This is a genomic window from Neotabrizicola shimadae, assembly GCF_019623905.1.
Lineage (GTDB): Bacteria > Pseudomonadota > Alphaproteobacteria > Rhodobacterales > Rhodobacteraceae > Neotabrizicola > Neotabrizicola shimadae.
In genome coordinates this window covers 524,267-542,973 of the sequence record NZ_CP069370.1, presented here as the reverse complement: position 1 = coordinate 542,973, position 18,707 = coordinate 524,267, and the positions used below count along the sequence as shown (strand labels likewise).

At 67.1% G+C, this 18,707-nt stretch carries 15 protein-coding genes; 6 read left to right on the top strand and 9 right to left on the bottom strand.

All coding sequences use genetic code 11. The features are described 5' to 3' along the window. Position 1: 1 nt before the first annotated feature. Positions 2 to 1,183, top strand: a complete 1,182-nt coding sequence (locus JO391_RS02570; protein ID WP_220662646.1) for an MFS transporter — start codon at positions 2 to 4, stop codon at positions 1,181 to 1,183. Here the strand turns inward: JO391_RS02570 and JO391_RS02565 are convergent. After that, the gene (locus tag JO391_RS02565) at positions 1,180 to 1,731 is read right to left on the bottom strand and encodes a cysteine hydrolase family protein (protein WP_220662645.1); all 552 of its coding nucleotides are present in this window, start codon (positions 1,729 to 1,731) and stop codon (positions 1,180 to 1,182) included. The two genes, JO391_RS02570 and JO391_RS02565, sit on opposite strands and share 4 nt — an antisense overlap. Further along, positions 1,728 to 2,228 carry a DUF1993 domain-containing protein gene (locus JO391_RS02560; RefSeq protein WP_220662644.1) on the bottom strand — a complete coding sequence of 167 codons (501 nt, stop codon included), beginning with the start codon at positions 2,226 to 2,228 and terminating at the stop codon, positions 1,728 to 1,730. Before JO391_RS02560 ends, JO391_RS02565 begins: the two co-directional genes overlap by 4 nt. Positions 2,229 to 2,344: 116 nt before the next feature. Between JO391_RS02560 and JO391_RS02555 the strand changes: the two genes are divergently transcribed. Continuing rightward, a complete protein-coding gene (locus JO391_RS02555) occupies positions 2,345 to 2,902 on the top strand; it encodes a hemerythrin domain-containing protein (protein WP_220662643.1) in 558 nt (185 codons plus the stop codon). Between the two features lie 17 nt (positions 2,903 to 2,919). On the opposite strand, the gene argF is transcribed toward JO391_RS02555, so the two are convergent. The 3 genes from argF to JO391_RS02540 form a co-directional block, all read right to left on the bottom strand. Next, positions 2,920 to 3,846 (bottom strand): ornithine carbamoyltransferase, encoded by a 927-nt coding sequence (argF, locus tag JO391_RS02550; protein WP_220662642.1) that lies wholly within the window; start codon positions 3,844 to 3,846, stop codon positions 2,920 to 2,922. Positions 3,847 to 3,946: 100 nt separating this feature from the next. Next, entirely contained in the window at positions 3,947 to 5,125 is a 1,179-nt protein-coding gene (locus JO391_RS02545; protein ID WP_220662641.1) for an aspartate aminotransferase family protein, read from the bottom strand. 186 nt (positions 5,126 to 5,311) lie between these two features. Then, entirely contained in the window at positions 5,312 to 6,451 is a 1,140-nt protein-coding gene (locus JO391_RS02540) for a serine hydrolase domain-containing protein (protein WP_220662640.1), read from the bottom strand. Positions 6,452 to 6,586: 135 nt separating this feature from the next. Between JO391_RS02540 and JO391_RS02535 the strand changes: the two genes are divergently transcribed. The 3 genes from JO391_RS02535 to JO391_RS02525 all read left to right on the top strand — a co-directional run bounded on the left by JO391_RS02535 (position 6,587) and on the right by JO391_RS02525 (position 8,863). Continuing rightward, positions 6,587 to 7,204, top strand: a complete 618-nt coding sequence (locus JO391_RS02535; protein WP_220662639.1) for a GcrA family cell cycle regulator — start codon at positions 6,587 to 6,589, stop codon at positions 7,202 to 7,204. A gap of 1 nt (position 7,205) precedes the next feature. Further along, positions 7,206 to 7,691, top strand: a complete 486-nt coding sequence (locus tag JO391_RS02530; protein ID WP_220662638.1) for a hypothetical protein — start codon at positions 7,206 to 7,208, stop codon at positions 7,689 to 7,691. Between the two features lie 134 nt (positions 7,692 to 7,825). Next, positions 7,826 to 8,863: a cytochrome-c peroxidase gene (locus JO391_RS02525; protein WP_220662637.1), complete on the top strand. Its 1,038-nt coding sequence runs from the start codon at positions 7,826 to 7,828 to the stop codon at positions 8,861 to 8,863. A gap of 44 nt (positions 8,864 to 8,907) precedes the next feature. On the opposite strand, the gene JO391_RS02520 is transcribed toward JO391_RS02525, so the two are convergent. Continuing rightward, on the bottom strand, positions 8,908 to 10,917 hold the full coding sequence (locus JO391_RS02520; RefSeq protein WP_220662636.1) for an AsmA family protein: 2,010 nt from the start codon (positions 10,915 to 10,917) through the stop codon (positions 8,908 to 8,910). 1,175 nt (positions 10,918 to 12,092) lie between these two features. Then, positions 12,093 to 13,367, bottom strand: a complete 1,275-nt coding sequence (locus tag JO391_RS02515; RefSeq protein WP_220662635.1) for a calcium-binding protein — start codon at positions 13,365 to 13,367, stop codon at positions 12,093 to 12,095. Between the two features lie 872 nt (positions 13,368 to 14,239). On the opposite strand from JO391_RS02515, the gene rimO reads away from it, so the two are divergent. Further along, the gene (gene rimO, locus JO391_RS02510; protein WP_220662634.1) at positions 14,240 to 15,610 is read left to right on the top strand and encodes a 30S ribosomal protein S12 methylthiotransferase RimO; all 1,371 of its coding nucleotides are present in this window, start codon (positions 14,240 to 14,242) and stop codon (positions 15,608 to 15,610) included. Positions 15,611 to 15,875: 265 nt separating this feature from the next. On the opposite strand, the gene JO391_RS02505 is transcribed toward rimO, so the two are convergent. Next, a complete protein-coding gene (locus tag JO391_RS02505) occupies positions 15,876 to 16,628 on the bottom strand; it encodes a squalene/phytoene synthase family protein (protein ID WP_220662633.1) in 753 nt (250 codons plus the stop codon). Further along, positions 16,625 to 18,253, bottom strand: a complete 1,629-nt coding sequence (gene cimA / locus JO391_RS02500; RefSeq protein ID WP_220662632.1) for a citramalate synthase — start codon at positions 18,251 to 18,253, stop codon at positions 16,625 to 16,627. Before cimA ends, JO391_RS02505 begins: the two co-directional genes overlap by 4 nt. Positions 18,254 to 18,707: the final 454 nt, after the last annotated feature.

The following is an 18,707-nucleotide window of genomic DNA, read 5'->3' as shown; positions in this document are numbered from 1 at the left end:
AATGGACCGGCAGGCGGCGCGGGCAAGGTGGGCGGTTGCGGCAATGTTCGCGGCGAACGGCTTCGTGATGGGGGCCTGGGCCCCGCAGATCCCGCTCTTGCTGCCACGGCACGACATCACCAAGCCCGTTCTGGGCCTCTTGATCCTGGTGCTTGGGGTTGGCGCGGTCGGCGCCATGCTGTTCGCGGGCCGCCTGATCACTCGGTTCGGATCGGCCCCGGTGCTGCGGGCCTTCTCGCTCTGTGTTATCCCGGTGCTGCCCTTCGTGGTGTTTTCACCCAACCTGTGGGTGCTGGCCCCGGCCATGGCCGTCTTCGGGGCCATGGCGGGCTGCATGGACGTGGCGATGAACGCGCAGGCCGTGCAGATCGAGCGGCGCCTGCACCGGGCCATCATGTCCTCGTCCCACGGCTTCTGGAGCCTGGGCGGTTTCTTCGGCGCCGGCGCCGGGGCCTATGTCCTGTCGCATTTCGGGTCCGAGGCGCAGGCGCTGGCCGTGGCGGTGGTCGCAGCCATACTCGTGTTCAGCGCCATGCCCTTCCTGATCGCCGATGCCCCGCACGAGGATGCCCGGACCAGGGCGGACGAAAAGCATCCCCTGCTGCCGCGCGATGCAAGCCTCTGGATCCTCGGCGCGATGGCGCTGTTCTCGATGGTGCCGGAAGGCTCGGTGATGGACTGGGCGGCGCTCTACCTGAAAGAGACCTGGGGGTCCGAGCCCTTCGTCCAGGGCCTGGCCTTCGCCTTCTTCGCCGGCGCCATGGCGATCATGCGCTTCCTGGGCGACAGCGTGCGCAACCGCTTTGGTGCGGTGCAGACGATGCGGATTTCCGGGCTGATCGCGGCGGCGGGTCTTATGGGCGGGGCACTGGCGACCACACCCGCGCTTGCGATCGCCAGTTTCGCCGTCTCGGGCCTTGGCGTGGCCAACATGGTGCCGATCCTGTTCTCGGCCGCCGGCAACCACCCCGGCCATGCCGCGGGCACCGGCATCGCGGCGGTGACGATGGTTGGCTATGCGGGCATCCTCGTGGCCCCATCGACCATCGGCTTCGTGGTCGAGCACATCGGTTTCCGGCCCACCTATGCCGCGCTGTCGCTGCTGCTGGTGGTCGTTGCCCTTCTGGCCGGCAGGACGGCGGCGGCGGACATGCGCCCCGCGGCCGCCCCTGCCGCTGCCTAAAGGCGCGCTTCCACTCCATCGGCCGTCACCAGTTCGGCGAAATCGGCCCCCAGAAGCGAAAGCGTGACACGCAGCACGGTCTCGGGGTCGATGCGCCCGCCGTCATGAGCGGGAATGTCAAAGGCCAGAAGCGCATCGCCCGGCAGGATCACCTTGAAGCCCAGGTCGTTGGCCGCCCTCACCGTCGAGGTCACACAAAAGGCCGCGACGGCCCCCGCCACCACGATGCGATCTGCCCCGATCCGGCGCAGTGCCGCATCCAGACCTGTGCCGGCAAAGGCGGAGGAACCGGATTTCCAGAACACCGCCTCGCCCGCCAAGGGCATTGCACAGGGCATGGGTTCGCCACCCGGCTCGCCCTTGCGGAAGGGCGAGTCCGGATCGGCGTCGTCGTGATGCACATGCAGGACAGGCAGCCCCCGGTCGCGGAACAGAGCCAGCAGCGCCGCCACCTTTTCTTCCGCATCCGGGTTCGCCCGGGGCCGGCCGCTCGCGATGCGCTCGGCCATGCCCATCTGCATGTCGATCAGGACAAAGGCCGTGGTCATCCCGCGTTTGCCGCCATGAAGTCGGCCTTGCCGATTTCGATCCCGTTGTGCCGCAGGATGTTGTAGGCCGTGGTCAGGTGGAAGTAGAACTGCGGCAGCGAATAGATGCAGTAGAACTCCGACCCCTTCATGGTGATGTCGTTGCCACGCATCTTGATGGTGATCAGCCGGTCGTCAGCCTCTTCATAGGCCGAGGCCGGGAAGCTGTGGATGTAGTCGCGCGCGGCCTGGACCCGGGCCTTCAACTCGCCAAAGCTGGTCTCGGTATCAGGAAACCCCTTCGGCTCGTGCCCCGCCAGGCGCGCCGCGCCCCGGGCGGCGAAATCGCAGGCCAGTTGCACCTGCTTGACGAAGGGGAACATGTCGGGGAACAGCCGGAACTGCAGGATCGCCTCCGGCTTGATGTTCTTCGCGGCGCAATGCGCCTCGGCCTTGTCCAGCAGACTGGACAGACCGGCCAGGAACCTGTCGTAAACGGAAATGTTGATCGCGCTCATGGAAGCCTCCCTGTTGGGCCGCCACCCTTGCCGGGGCACGCCGCAAGGTCAAGACACGCCGGACTTGCGGCGCGGCAGGCCCTCTGCAAGGCTGGAACCCTGCAAGGCCCGGCCCCATGACCGACGACACGCTTTCCAACCGCACCGCACTGCCCGACGAGTTTCGCCTGATCTTGCGGGATCTCCCGCGCGAAGGCTGGCCTGCGCATCCGGGATTCAACGGGCTGGCCGCCTTCTGGCTGGACCGCCACCTCGCCTTCCGCCGCGTGCTCAGCCATCTGGAGACCGACGCACACGCCCTGATCGACAGGCGCATCGACCCCGACGAACATGCCCGCCGGCTGGTGCGGCTCGGCTCGGGCCTGCTGAACGACCTGATCGGCCATCACCAGATCGAGGACGAGGCCTATTTCCCCGAACTGGCCGCGCTGGAACCCGGCATCGCCAGGGGGTTCGAGATGCTGGACCGTGACCACCATGCCCTGCACGAACTGATCGACAGCTTCGCCGCGGGGGCGAACACCGTGCTGCGGCAAGAGGGAGAGGCGGCGCGGCGCGAGGCAATGGCGCGTTTCCTGCCGGACCTCACCCGCTTCAGCCGCCTCCTGGACCGCCACCTCGAGGACGAGGAAGACCTCGTCCTGCCGGTTGTCCTGAAGCACCGGGTCGGCTGAGCGGCCCGGTAGGGGCCTTACTTCCCCAGACACCAGCGCATGATCGCCTTCTGCGCGTGAAGCCGGTTCTCTGCCTCGTCGAAGATCACCGAATGAGGCCCGTCCATCACCGCGCTGGTGGCCTCGTCGTTCCGGTGTGCGGGCAAACAGTGCATGAACAGGCTGTCGGGCTTGGCTTTGGCCATCAGGTCCTCGTTCACCTGATAGGGGCGCAGCTGATTGTGCCGACGCTCCTTGGCGCTTTCGGGGTCATGCATCGACACCCAGGTGTCCGTCACCACAAGGTCTGCGCCTACAACGGCCCTGTGCGGATCGCGCTCGATCAGCACTTTCGATCCCCGGTCGCGGGCGAAACCCACGAACTCGGCCTCAGGGTCCAGCGTCTGCGGCCCGGTGAAGGTGAAGTCGAACCCGAACTGGCCCGCGGCATGCAGGAAGCTGGCGCAGACATTGTTGCCGTCGCCGCACCACACCACCTTGCGCCCGGCGATCGGGCCGCGATGTTCCTCATAGGTCATCACGTCGGCCATGATCTGGCAGGGATGGGTGCGGTTGGTCAGGCCGTTGATGACCGGCACAGTGGCGTGCTCCGCCATCTCAAGCAGGGTCGCCTCCTCGAAGGTGCGGATCATGATCAGATCGACATAGCGGCTGAGCACGCGGGCGGTGTCGGCGATGGTCTCACCATGGCCCAACTGCATCTCCTTGCCCGAAAGCACCATGGTCTCGCCGCCCATCTGGCGCACGCCCACATCGAAGGACACGCGGGTGCGGGTCGATGGCTTTTCGAAGATCAGCGCGACCATATGGCCCTTCAGCGGCTGGTCGTCATCCGGTGCACCTTTCGGGCGTCCATTTCGGGCCGACTTCATGCCATGGGCCGTGTCGATCATCGACCGGAGCGCGCCGGCATCGGTGGTGTGGATATCGAGGAAGTGCTTCATCTAGAGAGGCTTTCGCAAGCGGCGTCCGCCGGGGGTTTCCCACCCCCGGCCTCCCGCAGAGTGTTTTCACAAAGAACAAGCAGGATATGCGGACGGCATTTCAGGCCGCCCGCCCGAGCGCCGTCGCCGCGCGGTCCAGGCGCGCCAGCGCCTCGGCGATATCGGCCTCGGGAATGTTCAGCGCCGGCAAGAGGCGGATCACATTGTCCGCAGCCGGCACGGTCAACAGATCCTGCGCATAGGCGGCCTTCACCACATCGGTGTTCGGCTTCACGCATTTCAGCCCCAGGATCAGGCCCTCGCCACGCACCGCCTCGAAGACCGTGGGGTGATTCGCCACGAGCCCCTCCAGCCCCTGGCGGAACTGCGCACCCTTGGCACGGACCGCGTCAAGGAAAGCGTCGTCCGACACGATTTCCACCACCTTGGCGCCCAAGGCACAGCCAAGCGGGTTCCCGCCATAGGTCGAACCATGGGTGCCCGCCACCATTCCCGCAGCCGCCGCCTCCGTTGCCAGCACGGCGCCAAGCGGGAAGCCGCCGCCGATGCCCTTGGCCACCATCATGATGTCCGGCGTGACGCCCGCCCATTCATGGGCAAACAGCTTGCCGGTGCGGCCCATCCCGCATTGCACCTCGTCGAAGATCAAGAGGGCGCCGGTTGCGTCGCACAGGTCGCGCAGGCCCTTGAGGCAGGCGTCGGGAAGGGTGCGTATGCCCCCTTCGCCCTGGATGGGCTCGATGATGACGGCGGCAGTGCGGTCCGTCACGGCGGCGCGCAACGCATCGTGGTCACCCCAGGCGAGTTGCGTGAAACCGGGCATCAGCGGCCCGAAGCCCTTGGTCAGCTTCTCGGACCCGGCCGCCGCAATCGCGCCGGTGGAGCGGCCGTGGAAGGCCCCCTCGAAGGCGATGATCTGGATGCGGTCGGGGTCGCCCTTGGCCGACCAGTACTTGCGCGCCATCTTGATCGCCAGTTCGGCCGCCTCGGTGCCGGAATTGGTGAAGAACACCGTGTCGGCGAAGGTCCTGTCCACCAGCATCGCCGCCAGCCGCTCCTGTTCCGGGATGCGGTACAGGTTCGACACATGCCAGAGCTTCTTCGCCTGTTCGGTCAACGTCTCGACCAGGGCCGGATGGGCATGGCCAAGCGCGTTCACGGCAATGCCGGCGCCCAGGTCCAGATAGCGTCGCCCGTTTTCGGCCAGAAGCCACGAGCCCTCGCCCGAGACGAAGGCCAGGTCGGCGCGGTTATAGGTCGGAAGAACGGGAGCGATCATGGAAGTCCTCCGGAACAGGCGCCCAAGCCCTAGGGCCAGGCAAATGCGGGTGTCAACGAGGGAATGCCCGTTACGGCCGGGCAGGCCGGACCTTGCGCCTTATCGGCGTCGCGAAGCGGTAAAGAGGATGCGCGTCAGGGTCATGACGCCGCCATACGCGAAACGCTGCCGCAGGGGAAGCCGAAATCAGGCCCCCGTGCAGATTTCCGAAAGCATGGCGATCAGCGGGGGGTACCAGGCCGTGTCGTAACCATCCTCGTCTTGCAGCACCGCCAGGAAGCAGGCCACCCGCCCGGTCTTGGGATTGGCCACCATGTACTGCCCGCCATAGCCGCCATGTCCCAGCCAGGTGCCGTTCGTGTTGGTCTGGTTGGAATAGCGCAAGTGCCCCCGCGGCGGTGGCATCGGCACACCATCGGCCAGGGTCGCCTTGATGAAGGCGCCCGACCCGAAGGCCGCGCCGTCCACACCTTGGCCCATCCGCGCGAACACTGCGCCATACCGGCACAGGTCACGGGCGGTCAGGCAGATGCCGCCATTGAACAGCGGAAAGCCCGTGCGGTCGGTCGCCATGTGCAAGGCGCCTTCCACCCCGGCCGCATCGGCCAGGTCCGCCAGCCAGGCCGACAGGGGCCGCCCGCCCCGCGCCTCGGCCACCAGCCCCAGCACGTCGGTGTTGGCGCTCTTGTACAGGCAATGCCCCGACCGGTTTACCGTATCCGCCGCCCCCGGCGCGAGACCGATGGTGGCGATGAAGTCGCGATTCATCGGCTCGGTCCCGGCGGGCAACCGCATCCCTGTCGCCGCCTCATGGTGAAACACCGAGGCATCGGTGTCCTGGTAGTCTTCGTTGTAATCGTTCAGGACATTCATGTTCAGCACGTCCTGCAGCCTGGCATTGGCATAGCCCGGCCCGATGAAGGGCAGGATGTCGCCCACCCGCTCTTCCAGCCCCACGCGCCCTTCCTCGACCAGCCGGCCAAGGATCAGGTTCGTGCTCATCTTGGAAATCGACATGATCGAATGCGGTCGGTCCGGACCGAAATCCGGGGCATAGGCTTCGTACAGCAGCCGATTGCCCTCGATCACCGCCATCGCGCTGAACCACGGGCTGGCCGTCAGCCGCCTCACATCCTCGCGCGCCGGGATCGACAGCTCGGCCGACAGCCGCAGGTCCATGACCTGCGCGGCGCGGAAACTTTGCGCATAGCGCGTCACCAGATGCAGGTTGTGAAAGCCGTGCCGCCGCGCGGGAGCCGAGTTCCATCGCGGCCGCCGGTCCTCGCCCACCACCAGGTCTGGGTTCGGATAAGTCTTGATGGCCATGATGCTCCCCCTTGCTGGCACCGGGCAAGACTAGCGGCGCCGATGACGGCGGGGAAGCACAGTGCCAGGTGCCCTTGCGGCCACCCCGCGCCCATCGTTACAATGGTACGTCTTTCTGATCATGCGGAGCACCAGATGTCCTGGACCGACGAGCGCGTCGAGACCCTGAAGCGGATGTGGGCCGAAGGCCAGTCCGCCAGCCAGATCGCCAAGGAACTGGGCGGTGTCACGCGCAACGCCGTGATCGGCAAGGTTCATCGACTGGGCCTGTCGAACCGCGTCGGCGGCAAGGACGAGGAAGAAGCCGAAGCCCCCGCCGCCCGGCCGGAGCCCGCGCCTCAGCCCGCGCCCGTGGCGGCCGCCCCCCGGCCCGAGCCTGCGCCGGAACCCGTCGCCGCCGCCCCGCGCCCCGCGCCCGAACCGCGCCCTGCCCCGGCGGCGCCCGTGGCCAATGTCACGCCGCTGCCCGTGCGCAAGCCGCTGGTCCCCGCCGGCCAGCCACTGCCGCCGCAGCCTTCGGCCAACGAGATCAGCCCCGAGGCGCTCGCCTCGGTGCGCGAGGTGGAAAAGCGCGCGCGCCGGCTCACGCTGATGGAACTGACCGAACGCACCTGCAAATGGCCGATCGGCGACCCGGCGACCGATGACTTCTGGTTCTGCGGCCTGCCCTCGCTTCCCGGCAAACCCTATTGCGAGGCCCATGTCGGCGTTGCCTTCCAGCCGATGAGCGCGCGGCGCGACCGCCGCCGCTGACATGCGTGACGGGCGCAAGGAACCGCTGTACCGCAAGGTCAACACGCGCGCCCGCGGCCACCACCACAGCACCGGCCCAGACTTCGCCTGGACGCGCCACAGCAAGGCCGAACGCGTCGCCGAGGCCCAGGGCGTGACGCGTGGCAAGATGAAGCAGGGCGTGCAGAGGGGCCTCGACTACACGCCGCTCTACCGCTTCCTGCTGTCGCGGGTGGGGCAGGACTGGACGGCGGTCCATGCCGAAGCCCTGTCCCGACTGGACCGCGAAGAGCCGATCTTCCGCATGGTGGCTCTGACGCGGGACCAGGGGTTCGGGTGCTTCATGGGCGGGGAAAGCGCATGGTTCAGCGGGCTTTACGTCGATGACGAAAGCCGGCTCAGGGTGACGGACCCGACGATCACGCCGGAAACGCTCGAACCGACCTGCGCTTGCTGCACCCACACGCTGAATGGCGTCCGCGTGACCCGACGTTTTCGGCTGCCATAGGGATACAGACCAAGAAAAATTCTGCATCTTTTTCGTAGGTTTACTTATCTTTCTAGAATTGATCCAAATCAAAATTCACGGCGCCGTGAGTGCTATGACTCCCCTCGCGCGAACCAACGCCACAGGAGTTCTCCATGCGCAGATCCCTTGCCATAGCCCTTGCCACAAGCGTGATCGGCCTGCCCGCATTTGCTGACGACCTGCGCGATAGCGCGCTGGCCACCTTCAAGCCCCTGCCGTCGACCGTGCCGGCCGTGGCAGAAAACCCGATCACCCCCGAAAAGATCGAGCTCGGCAAGGCGCTGTTCTTCGACCCGCGCCTTTCGGCGTCCGGCGTGTTCTCCTGCGCCTCCTGCCACAACCTCGCCACCGGCGGGGATGACAACATGGAAACCTCGATCGGGCATGGCTGGCAGAAGGGTCCGCGCAACGCGCCGACCGCGCTGAATGCCGTCCTGAACGAAGCCCAGTTCTGGGACGGCCGCGCTGAAGACCTGAAGGCCCAGGCCAAGGGCCCGGTGCAGGCGGGCGTGGAAATGGCCAACACGCCTGAAAATGTCGTGGTGACGCTGAAATCCATGCCGGCCTATACTGAATGGTTCGCCGCCGCCTTCCCCGGCGAGGCGGATCCGGTGACCTTCGACAACATGGCCCGCGCGATCGAGGCCTTCGAAGCCACCCTGATCACCCCCGCCCCCTTCGACGCCTGGCTGAACGGCGATGACGCCGCGCTGTCCGACGATGCCAAGGCCGGCCTCGCGCTGTTCATCGACAAGGGCTGCTCGGCCTGCCATTCCGGCGTGAACGTGGGCGGCCACGGCTACTATCCGTTCGGCCTCGTCGAAAAGCCCGGCGCCGAAGTGCTGCCCGCCGGTGACAAGGGCCGCTTCAAGGTCACCGAAACCGCCAGCGACGAATATGTGTTCCGCGCCGCGCCCCTGCGCAACATCGCGCTGACCGCGCCCTATTTCCACTCGGGCAAGGTCTGGGATCTGCCGGTCGCGGTGGAAATCATGGCGGAAAGCCAGTTGGGCGAAGCGCTGAAGCCGGAAGAAACCGTGCAGATCGTGGCCTTCCTGGACAGCCTGACCGGCGCGCTGCCGGAAATCACGGTTCCCGCGCTTCCGCCGGAAACCGCCACCACACCGCGGCCGACCCAGAAGATCGAATGATCTGACGCCCCTCGGGCGCCCCGCGCCGGCCTTCGGGCCGGCGCTCAGTTGCCACCCAGCAGGTCCTGCAGCGCCTTGGCCGCCTCTTCCTGAAGCTTCTGTTCCAGCGCGTCCCTCGCCGCCTTCTCCAGATCCTCGGCATTGGGGTCGATGGTGACGCCCAGTTCCTCGGCCGCCTTCTTCGCCAGTTCCTCCTTGGCTTTCTGTTCCAGTTTGGCCTGCTCCTCGGCCAGCCGTTCCTTGGCCAGCGCCTCGACATCCAGCTTCAGGTCGGGCGAGTTCCACGGCCCCTTGATGATCAGCGGCACCATCACCCCGCCCGTGCCGTCGGCATCGGGCAGCGCCACCGGCTTGATGCGGTAATCGATCCACTGGCGGTGCAGGTCCACCTTGCCCGCGCCTGTCGCCGTGACCAGCGGCGCGGCAAATGTCAGATCGTCATTCTGCAGGACACCGCCCTGCACGGCAAAGCTGGCCGTCACCTTGTCGAAGATCGTCTTGTCCTCGGGCCCGACATAGGACGGGTCCAGGTTGATCAGCATCCCCGCCAGATCCAGCCCGCGGAACTCGCCCTGGCCAAGCGCCAGGCTGCCCTCGCCCGACAGGCTGCGGACCAGGTCAGGCAACCGCGTGCCCGAACCCAGCAGGTTGAACCGCAGCGTGCCCCGCGCCAGAAGCCGGTCGAAGCCTGCAAACTGGCGCAGCAGCGCCTGCATGTCCATGTCTTCCAGCGCCAGGTTCGCCCGCGTGGAAAACCCCTCGCGCGCATTGGCGATCACCTGGCCCGACACCGTGCCGCCATAGGCCCCGGCGCGCGAGATATCGACGACCGCCCGCGCCCGGTCCAGCTCCATATAGGCCTGCAGCGGCGTCAGCGTCATAAGCCCCAGGTCCAGCTCGTCCGTGGTCAGCGTGATCTGCGCATCCGTTGCCCCGAGACCCGAGGCGTCGATGGCCACATCCGGCCAGCCCCCCGCCGCACCGCCGTTGCCCCCGCCGGAACCGCCGCCTCCGCCCGAGCCGCCCGTCAGCCCGCTCAGGTCCAGCCGCTGCGCCGAGACCAGGGCCGCAATCTTCGGCCGTTCGGCGCCCTGCGTGACATCGGCCTCGACCGTGAGCACATTGTCGTCCAGCCCGATGGTCCCGCCCCGCAGATGCGCGCTGCCCTCGGGCGTCAGGATGGCCTTGCCCGTCACCGTCACACTGCGCGCGCCCAGGCCCGGCGGCAGCGCGGGGCGGTCAACCCCGGCCAGCGCGGAAATCGCCGTCAGATCGGCCAGATCGGCCTCCACCTGCCCCTCGGCCGCAAGCGGCACCAGACCCAGGCGCCCATCGAAGGCAACCTGCGCCGCACCGGCCTGCAGCGCCAGCGTTACCGCTTCCGTCTGCCCGCTCAGAAAGGCCATCATCGCCCCGATGTCCGCATCCAGCGTGAAGGCCTGCCCGTTCATCACCCCGGAAAGGTCCAGATCGACCGGTCCGGCGGGATCGGGAACCGCGGTCTTCAACGCAATGTCCGTCAGCGCCACCCGCGTGCCCGCCCCATGGTCCAGATAGGTCACGCGCCCGCCCGTCACCTCCAGCCGGTCCAGCGAAAGCGGTGGCAGCGCCGTGCCGGCGCCCGACGCCACGTCTCCGCTGCCCGTCTCCGCAGTCGCCGCCAACGCAACGGGGCCAAGCTCCCAGTTGCCGCGGCCGTCGGCCGCCCGCTCCAGCACGATCTCCGGCGCCGCCGCAATCAGCGCCGTCACCCGCACCTCACCGGAAATGAGGCTGGCGGCATCCAGCCCGATCTCCAGCTTGTCGGCATGGAACATCGGTCCCTGATCCGACCACGCCGCATTGGCGATACTCACATCGCCCGCCACAACGCCAAGCACGGGCCAGACCTGGGGCACCACCGACCCGCCGATGGTCAGCGCCCGCCCGGTGCGCGCCTCGAACTGCTTGGCGGCGATATCAGCGACCGACTTCGCAGGGATCAGCCACACGGCTGCCACGGCAAGAATGGCGAGAGTGACGACAACGGAAACCAGTCGAACGATCCAGCGCATCGGGCCCTCGCATGTTGGGAACCCGACCCTAGACGCCGCCATTGACCGGGTCCAGACGCCCGGCGGGCTTCCGCTCAGTCGCGGCTGACCGGCCGCGATCGCAGGCGCGCCACCGCCTCTCTCCCGGCGGCAGGCCAGAAACGGCCGCCAGGGTTGCGAAACTCCCAGCCACCAGCGTCACCCGGCGATGGCGCAAACCATTCCGTCTGCTGGCGAATTTCGAACGGCCCCCACCTGCCGCCCGAGCCCCCCCGGCAACAAATCGATTCGCACCGATTCGCACCGCCATGACTTCCCGTAAGGTCCCACGTACGAGAAGCCATCCGGGCCGGGCCATGCCCGCCCGCGCTACCTTCCACAATTCCGTCGGCGACCTGCTCGGCCGCCATCATTCTGCAGTGCAGCAGAACTTGACCGGTTCCAAAACACATGCCTGCTTGGCGCCCTGGCGCCATTTTCAGGCACCGGACATCCGATTGGGCAAATCGTCACAAATCCCTCCGACGCATGGTCAAAAGGGTCACGATATCCCAATTCGCCCAACCTGAAAGGGCGTTGATTATTCTCTCGCCCCCTATTCGGAATTGCCGTTTAATTGAAATCCGGCTCCGAAACGGGCGATCACAGCGGTTGAAATGACCCGCCGACACCTCCGTGCTGTCTCAATCATCGGTCCGGCCCAGGGCCGGCACCGCCTCGCAAGACCCCGACAAATTCCCGGGGTACAAACCTTCATCCGGCAGAACGACGGGTCCCTCGCGGCCTCACCCTTGTGGGGCAAGCCCCTCGGGTCGCTCCCATGGCACGCGGCTCGAACGCCGGTCGGGGCCTGAATGCGTCACCCGCAAAGGTCCCCACTGGTGATCAGCCGGCCCGACGTTCCCTGAACCGGAGCGCCTTGGAAGGCCGCTGCACTCGGCACCCGGAACCCGGCAACGCCGATCGTCACCCGCCGCGGGAGGCACCTCTTGGTGGATCGGCCGGCCAGACTGGCAACAATGCCACCGCTCTGTGCACGACCAGCTCCGCGTCGGGCAATCCTGCCTGGGCATCTACCGGCAGAAGGGCGCATCCAGGGTCGTGAACAGGAAGAAGGGGCGCTTGGCACGCCCCCTCCCCCGTCGCTTCCTCCCGGAATGCTCCCGCCGGGCTGGGGTCCGGCGGGGTGCGACATCTCAGACGAACCAGTTCTCGATGATCACCGAACCCGACGGCAGGTCGACCTGCACGCCCTCGTTCAGGCGGACATAGTCGTAGTAGCCCGTGCCGTAGGTGGTATCGACCGAGAACAGCGCCTTGGCATCGTCGCCATTGACGATGATCCGGCCCAGTTCGATGTCGTCGCCGCCGCCCTTGGCGCCGTCGTCGCCCCAAGACCACAGGATGAGGTTGGCCTTGTTGGCGTTCGAACCCAGCTGAACCTTGACATTGTCCAGGTTTTCCAGCGCGGTAAGGTCGATCTGATCGTAGTAGTCGTCGGACTGGAAGTCCTTGATCGTGTCCGTGCCGCCGCAGCCGCAGGTCTCGCAGAACACGAAGTGATCGTCGCCGACACCGCCGGTGAGCATGTCATTGCCCTTGCCGCCGGTCAGCCAGTCGTCGCCGGCACCGCCCACGAGGCTGTCGTTGGCATCGCCGCCAAGCATCAGGTCATTGCCGTTGCCACCGTTCAGCACGTCGCAATCGGCACCACCGAACATCAGGTCGTCGCCATTGCCGCCAACCATGTTGTCCTTGCCGCTGCCGCCATCCATCTGGTCGCAGTCGTCGCCGCCGTTCATCTTGTCCGCGCCACCCTGGCCGTACATGATGTCCTTGCCCTTGCCGCCGTCCATTTGGTCGTTGCCGTCGCAAATGCCCTCGGAAATGCCACCGTAGTACGGGTAGTTGTCGCCCAGCATGACATCGTCGCCATCACCGCCGAGCATGCCGTCAGAGCCGTCGCCGCCGGCCAGATGGTCGTTGCCCGCGTCGCCGACGACATAGTCGTCGCCCTTGCCGCCATCGGCCATATCGTTGCCGGCACCACCGGACAGACGGTCGTTGCCGCATTCGCCGAACAGGAAGTCGGTCCCGCCCAGGCCGCTCAGAACGTCATTGCCGTCGCCGCCCCAGATGGTGTCCGAGTTCGCTGCACCGGTGATGGTGTCGTCGCCGGCACCGCCGAAGGCGCACAGGATCACCGGCGTGAAGCCGATGGTGCCGTTGGCGGCATTGGCATACCAGCTCGGCAGCGAAGCCAGCGTGGCGTTCAGGTCGAAGAAGTCATTGCCGTCGCCGCCAAGCGCAGCAGCGATCAGAACTTCCGGGCCCCAACCGTACAGGTTGTTCACCTTGTCGATGGTGAACGAGCCGTAGCCGGTGTCCAGGGGGGTGAGGAAGTCGCAGCAGGCGTCAAGGTCTTCCAGGGACCAGAAAACGCATTCCGGATCGAAGTACTGCCAACCCATTTCTTGGTTGCAGAGGTCGATCCCTTGATCACAGAGCCAGTAATTTGACATTTTGGGAACCTTTCGATTGGGCACATTGCCATCACAGTCGCGCCTTAATTGCGTCGACTTTTAGACTATACACGCTTTTCGCCGGGTCGCCAAAACAGATAATCTCCGAGTCCGCGGCGATCAAATTGACTCGAAAGAGTCCATGGGAATCAACCACTAATCAGATCAGCAACGGACCGCGAATCAACCCAAAAAGAATCCGCCAGTTTGCCACTCATCTTAAGCGAGAAAAGTGCCCGATTCGTTCCGTGAGCGCGAAGTGTCTTATTTCCGCCATGTTTCTCCAGAACGGCGCCAGCATCCAGAAGCAATTTTCTGCACCTGCAAATACAGTGCAGATGCAGCATAACATGGTCACAGAAACTCAATTCGAGCGACGTATTCAATCAGATTGCGCTTCATATAGCGCCATTCATTCCGCTCCCACTTCTGATATGCAAGTCACCCATATGTAGTTGGCCTTGCGATTCAGGCCACGTCATGATGTTGCGAAGCAAGTCGCGCTCTATCCTGTTTGCCTCTGACCGCGACACCGCTCAAACTGCCTCCTGGAAGGGCCACCTCGTGCCTTGAACAAGGACGCACCAAGACAAGAGGCGCACCATCGACTTCGCCTCACCCGACCCGGCCTGCCTCGGCAAAGGCGAAGGATCGACCGACGCGGCGCTCTCAAGGCAGACCAAGTGGCGGCCATTCACGGACAAATCTTACCGCCGGGTTAATGCGACCTCGCAACCCACTGATTTTATTTGATGTCGATAGGCGTCCGAGCTCGGACGCCCCTCTACCCGTCCGACCTGAAAAGCCCTATATCCGGGTCCATGTCCCAGAACCCACCGATCCTGCGCCCCGACCTCGCCCGCCCGCTCGTCCCCGACACCCGTCGGCCGGGCCAGCCCACCATCGGCATGGTCTCCCTTGGCTGCCCCAAGGCCCTGGTCGACAGCGAACGCATCCTGACCCGTCTGCGCGCCGAAGGCTACGCCATCTCCCCCGACTACCAGGGCGCCGACGCCGTCATCGTGAACACCTGCGGCTTCCTCGACTCGGCCAGAGCCGAAAGCCTGGACGCCATCGGCGAGGCCCTGTCCGCCAACGGCAGGGTCATCGTAACCGGCTGCCTCGGCGCCGAGCCCGAGTACATCACCGGCGCCCATCCCAAGGTACTGGCCGTTACCGGCCCCCACCAGTACGAGGCCGTCCTCGATGCAGTCCACGGCGCAGTGCCCCCTGCGCCCGACCCCTTCATCGACCTCCTGCCTGCCTCCGGAATCCGCCTCACCCCCCGCCACTTCAGCTACCTGAAGATTTCCGAAGGCTGCAACCACGCCTGCCGGTTCTGTATCATCCCCGACATGCGCGGGCGGCTGGTCAGCCGCCCGGCCCATGCCGTGGTCCGCGAGGCCGAGAAGCTGGTGGCGGCGGGGGTGAAGGAGTTGCTGGTCATCAGCCAGGATACCTCGGCCTATGGCGTGGACCTGCGCCACGCCACCGACCGCGGCCACCGGGCCCATATCACCGACCTCGCCCGCGACCTGGGCAGCCTCGGCGCATGGGCCCGGCTCCATTACGTCTACCCCTACCCCCATGTCCGCGACCTGATCCCGCTGATGGCTGAAGGGCTGGTGCTGCCCTACCTGGACATCCCCTTCCAGCACGCCCACCCCGACACGCTCCTCCGTATGGCCCGGCCGGCCGCCGCCGCGAAGACCCTGGACGAGATCGCCGCCTGGCGGGCGACCTGCCCGGACCTGACGCTGCGGTCCACCTTCATCGTGGGCTACCCCGGCGAGACGGAGGCGGAGTTCCAGACCCTGCTGGACTGGCTGGACGAGGCCCAGCTCGACCGGGTGGGGTGCTTCCGCTATGAGAACGTGAAGGGGGCGCGGTCCAACGACCTGCCGGACCATGTGCCGGAGGAGGTCAAGGAGGAGCGCTGGCAGAGGTTCATGGAGAAGGCCCAGGCCATCTCGGAGGCGAAGCTGGCCGCCAAGGTGGGGCGGCGGCTGGAGGTCATTGTGGACGAGGTGGACGAGGACGGGGCCACCTGCCGGACCAAGGCCGATGCCCCCGAGATCGACGGGAACCTCTTCATCGACGAGGGGTTCGAGGGGCTGGCGCCGGGGGACATCGTGACCGTCGAGGTGGACGAGGCCGGGGAATACGACCTATGGGGACGGCTGGCCGGCTGAGGCGTCCGAGCTCGGACGCTTTTCCGACTCAATGATTCCAATGGGTTGCCAAGGCGAATTAACTTGGACTTAAGATTTGTCCGAGGCGACGTGCCAGGAGGCCCGCGCCAGTTGGACCGCCGGATCAGATGACACTGTGCACCGCCCGGCGGGCGTTTCGAAGAACCCAACCTCACAAGAGAGCGCGCCGCACAACAATGGGACGGTGTGTCGGGCCGCACCCCGCGGCATCGCCAGGTTCCAGCGGCGCGCGGTCTGGCGCAACCTACCACCGCCCCGTCGTCGCCACCCAGAGCAGCCTTCCCCGGCGGGCGAATTCGGACAGGGCAAGCTGACCTTGCGTGATGCGGGCGGGCTCGGCCGCGGCCTGGCGCAGGAGGGGCGCGGCCTGCCAGGCGGCCAGCGCGGCGGGACCGATCTGGCGGCGGGATGGGCGGGCCTGTTCCAGCCGGGCGAGGCCTTCGCGGGCGAGTGCGGCGAGCGCGACGGGGCTATCGTCGAGGAGCGGCTGGCGGCCGCGGGCCACGAGATCGGGGACGGCGCGCAGGAAGTTGGCGAGGCCAGAAGCCTGCCCAAGGGCGCGGGCGGCGGGTTCGGCTTCGGGCGGGGCGCCGGTGGCGCGCGCGGCGAGCCACATCAGGCCGCCGGCGGTGTCGTCAAGATAGGCGTCGAAGGCGGCGCGATCCTCGAAGGGCTCGCGCCAGACGTCCCACCGGCGGGCGGCGGCCATGCGGTCCAGAACGTCGACAGGCAGCGCGGCCTCGCGGATGAGGTCGTGCAGCGGGCCGGCAACCTCATGCGCGCGGCGGGTGGGGTCTTCCAGCACGTCGCGCCACCATTGCAGGCGCATCTCGGCGATCATCGGTTCCGAGGCAACCCAGGGGGCGCGGGCGATTTCGAGGTTATAGGCGTAAAGCGGAAGGAGCCTGGCGCGCGCGGCCAACGGTGCGGCCATGACGGCTGCGAAGCGGTCGGGATCGCCCTGTTCGACCAGGCGGGCGCAGGCGTCGAGGCTCACCGCGGCACCGGCTGGCCCTGGTCGCGGATCAGTTTCCAGGTGATGGCGTCGAGCAGGGCCTCGAAGCTGGCGTCCACGATGTTGGGGCTGACGCCGACGGTGGACCAGCGGTGGCCCTGGCCATCCTCGCTGTCGATGATGACGCGGGTGGTGGCCTCGGTGCCGCCTTGGGTGATGCGGACCTTGAAGTCCACGAGCTTCATGTCGTCGATGGCGGCCTGGTAGGGGCCGAGATCCTTGGCCAGCGCCTTGGCCAGCGCATTGACGGGGCCGCGGTCATGGCCGGTTTCATCCATGCTGTCCGAGACGGACATGACCTTCTTGTCGCCGAGCTTCACCACCACCACGGCTTCGGAGAGGCTGACCATCTGGTTGTACTTGTTCTTCCGGCGCTCGACCGTGACGCGGTAGCGCTTGACCTCGAAGAATTCGGGGCAGAGGTCGAGTTCGCGCCGGGCGAGGAGTTCGAAGGAGGCCTGGGCGCCGTCATAGGCATAACCCTGGTCCTCGCGCTCCTTGATGCTGTCGAGGATGCGGGCGAGGCGGGGATCGCCGGGCGCGACCTCGATGCCGGCTGCGGAGAGGCGGGCGCGCAGGTTCGACTGGCCAGCCTGGTTCGACATCGGGATCAGCCGGGCGTTGCCGACCAGGCCGGGGTCGATGTGTTCGTAGGTCGAGGGGTCCTTGAGGATGGCGCTGGCGTGGAGCCCCGCCTTGTGGGCGAAGGCCGAGGCGCCGACGTAGGGCGCGCTGCGCAGGGGCACTCGGTTCAGGATGTCGTCGAGGAGGCGGCTGGTGCGGGTGAGGCCGGCGAGCGCCTGCGGGGTGACGCCGGTGTGCAGACGGCTGGCGAAGGGTTCCTTCAGCAGGAGCGTCGGGATCAGGGTGGTCAGGTTGGCATTGCCGCAGCGTTCGCCCAGGCCGTTCAGCGTGCCCTGGATCTGGCGGGCGCCGGCGAGGACGGCGGCCAGCGAGTTGGCGACCGCGTTGCCGGTGTCGTCGTGGCAGTGGATGCCGAGGTGGCTGCCGGGGATGCCGGCGGCGATGACCTCCGCCGTGATGCGGCCGACCTCTTCGGGGAGGGTGCCGCCGTTGGTGTCGCACAGGACGATCCAGCGGGCGCCGGCGGTGTGGGCGGCCTTCAGGCAGGCCAGGGCATAGGCCGGGTTGGCGCGGTAGCCGTCGAAGAAGTGTTCGGCGTCGAAGAGGGTTTCGCGGCCCTTCGCCACGGTGTGGGCGATGGAGGCGGAGATGGCGGCGAGGTTTTCGTCGAGCGTGGCGCCCAGGGCCGTGGTGACGTGGAAGTCGTGGGTCTTGCCGACGAGGCAGACGGCCGGGGTTTGGGCGTCGAGGACCGCGGCGAGGACGTCGTCGTTCTGGGCCGAGCGGCCGATGCGGGCGGTCATGCCGAAGGCGGTGAGGGTGGCGCGGGTCTGGGGGGCGGCGCGGAAGAATTCGCTGTCGGTGGGGTTGGCGCCGGGCCAGCCGCCTTCGATGTAGTCGACCCCCAGGGCATCGAGGGCGCGGGCGATCTGGGCCTTCTCGGTGGCCGAGAACTGGACGCCCTGGGTCTGCTGGCCGTCGCGGAGGGTGGTGTCGAAGAGATAGAGGCGCTCGGGGGTCATGGGCGGGCCTGGGTCTGGGCGTCCGAGCTCGGACACCTTGGGCGGGTGAGGAAAATCAACGGGTTGCGCGGGCGGATTAACTTGGACTTAAGGATTGTCCGAGGGGTGGACAGGGGCGGACGGCCCCCCTCCCCCTCGGCAAGGCAGTGCCTCGCCCCCCACAAGGGGGAGGGGAGGCGCGAGGGGCCTGCGCTGCGCCTGGGATGGTGGGCCGCGCGGGTCAGGGCCGGGTCCAGTGGACCCGGACCCCGCGCGTTGGCGATTTGGCGACAAATCGCCAAGGGGTTGTCCGATTTCTCCAGACGGTTGGGCACGGGGCGCGGCTGCCCCGGCGGTCGCGCTTGCGCGACTGCCCTGCGGGGGGCAGTCGCGGCCCGTGCGCGGGGCGCACGGGCGGTCTGGCTGAAGCCGGTCGAGGCGCCCGAGGCGATGGCCTCGGGCGAGGCTGCCGGAG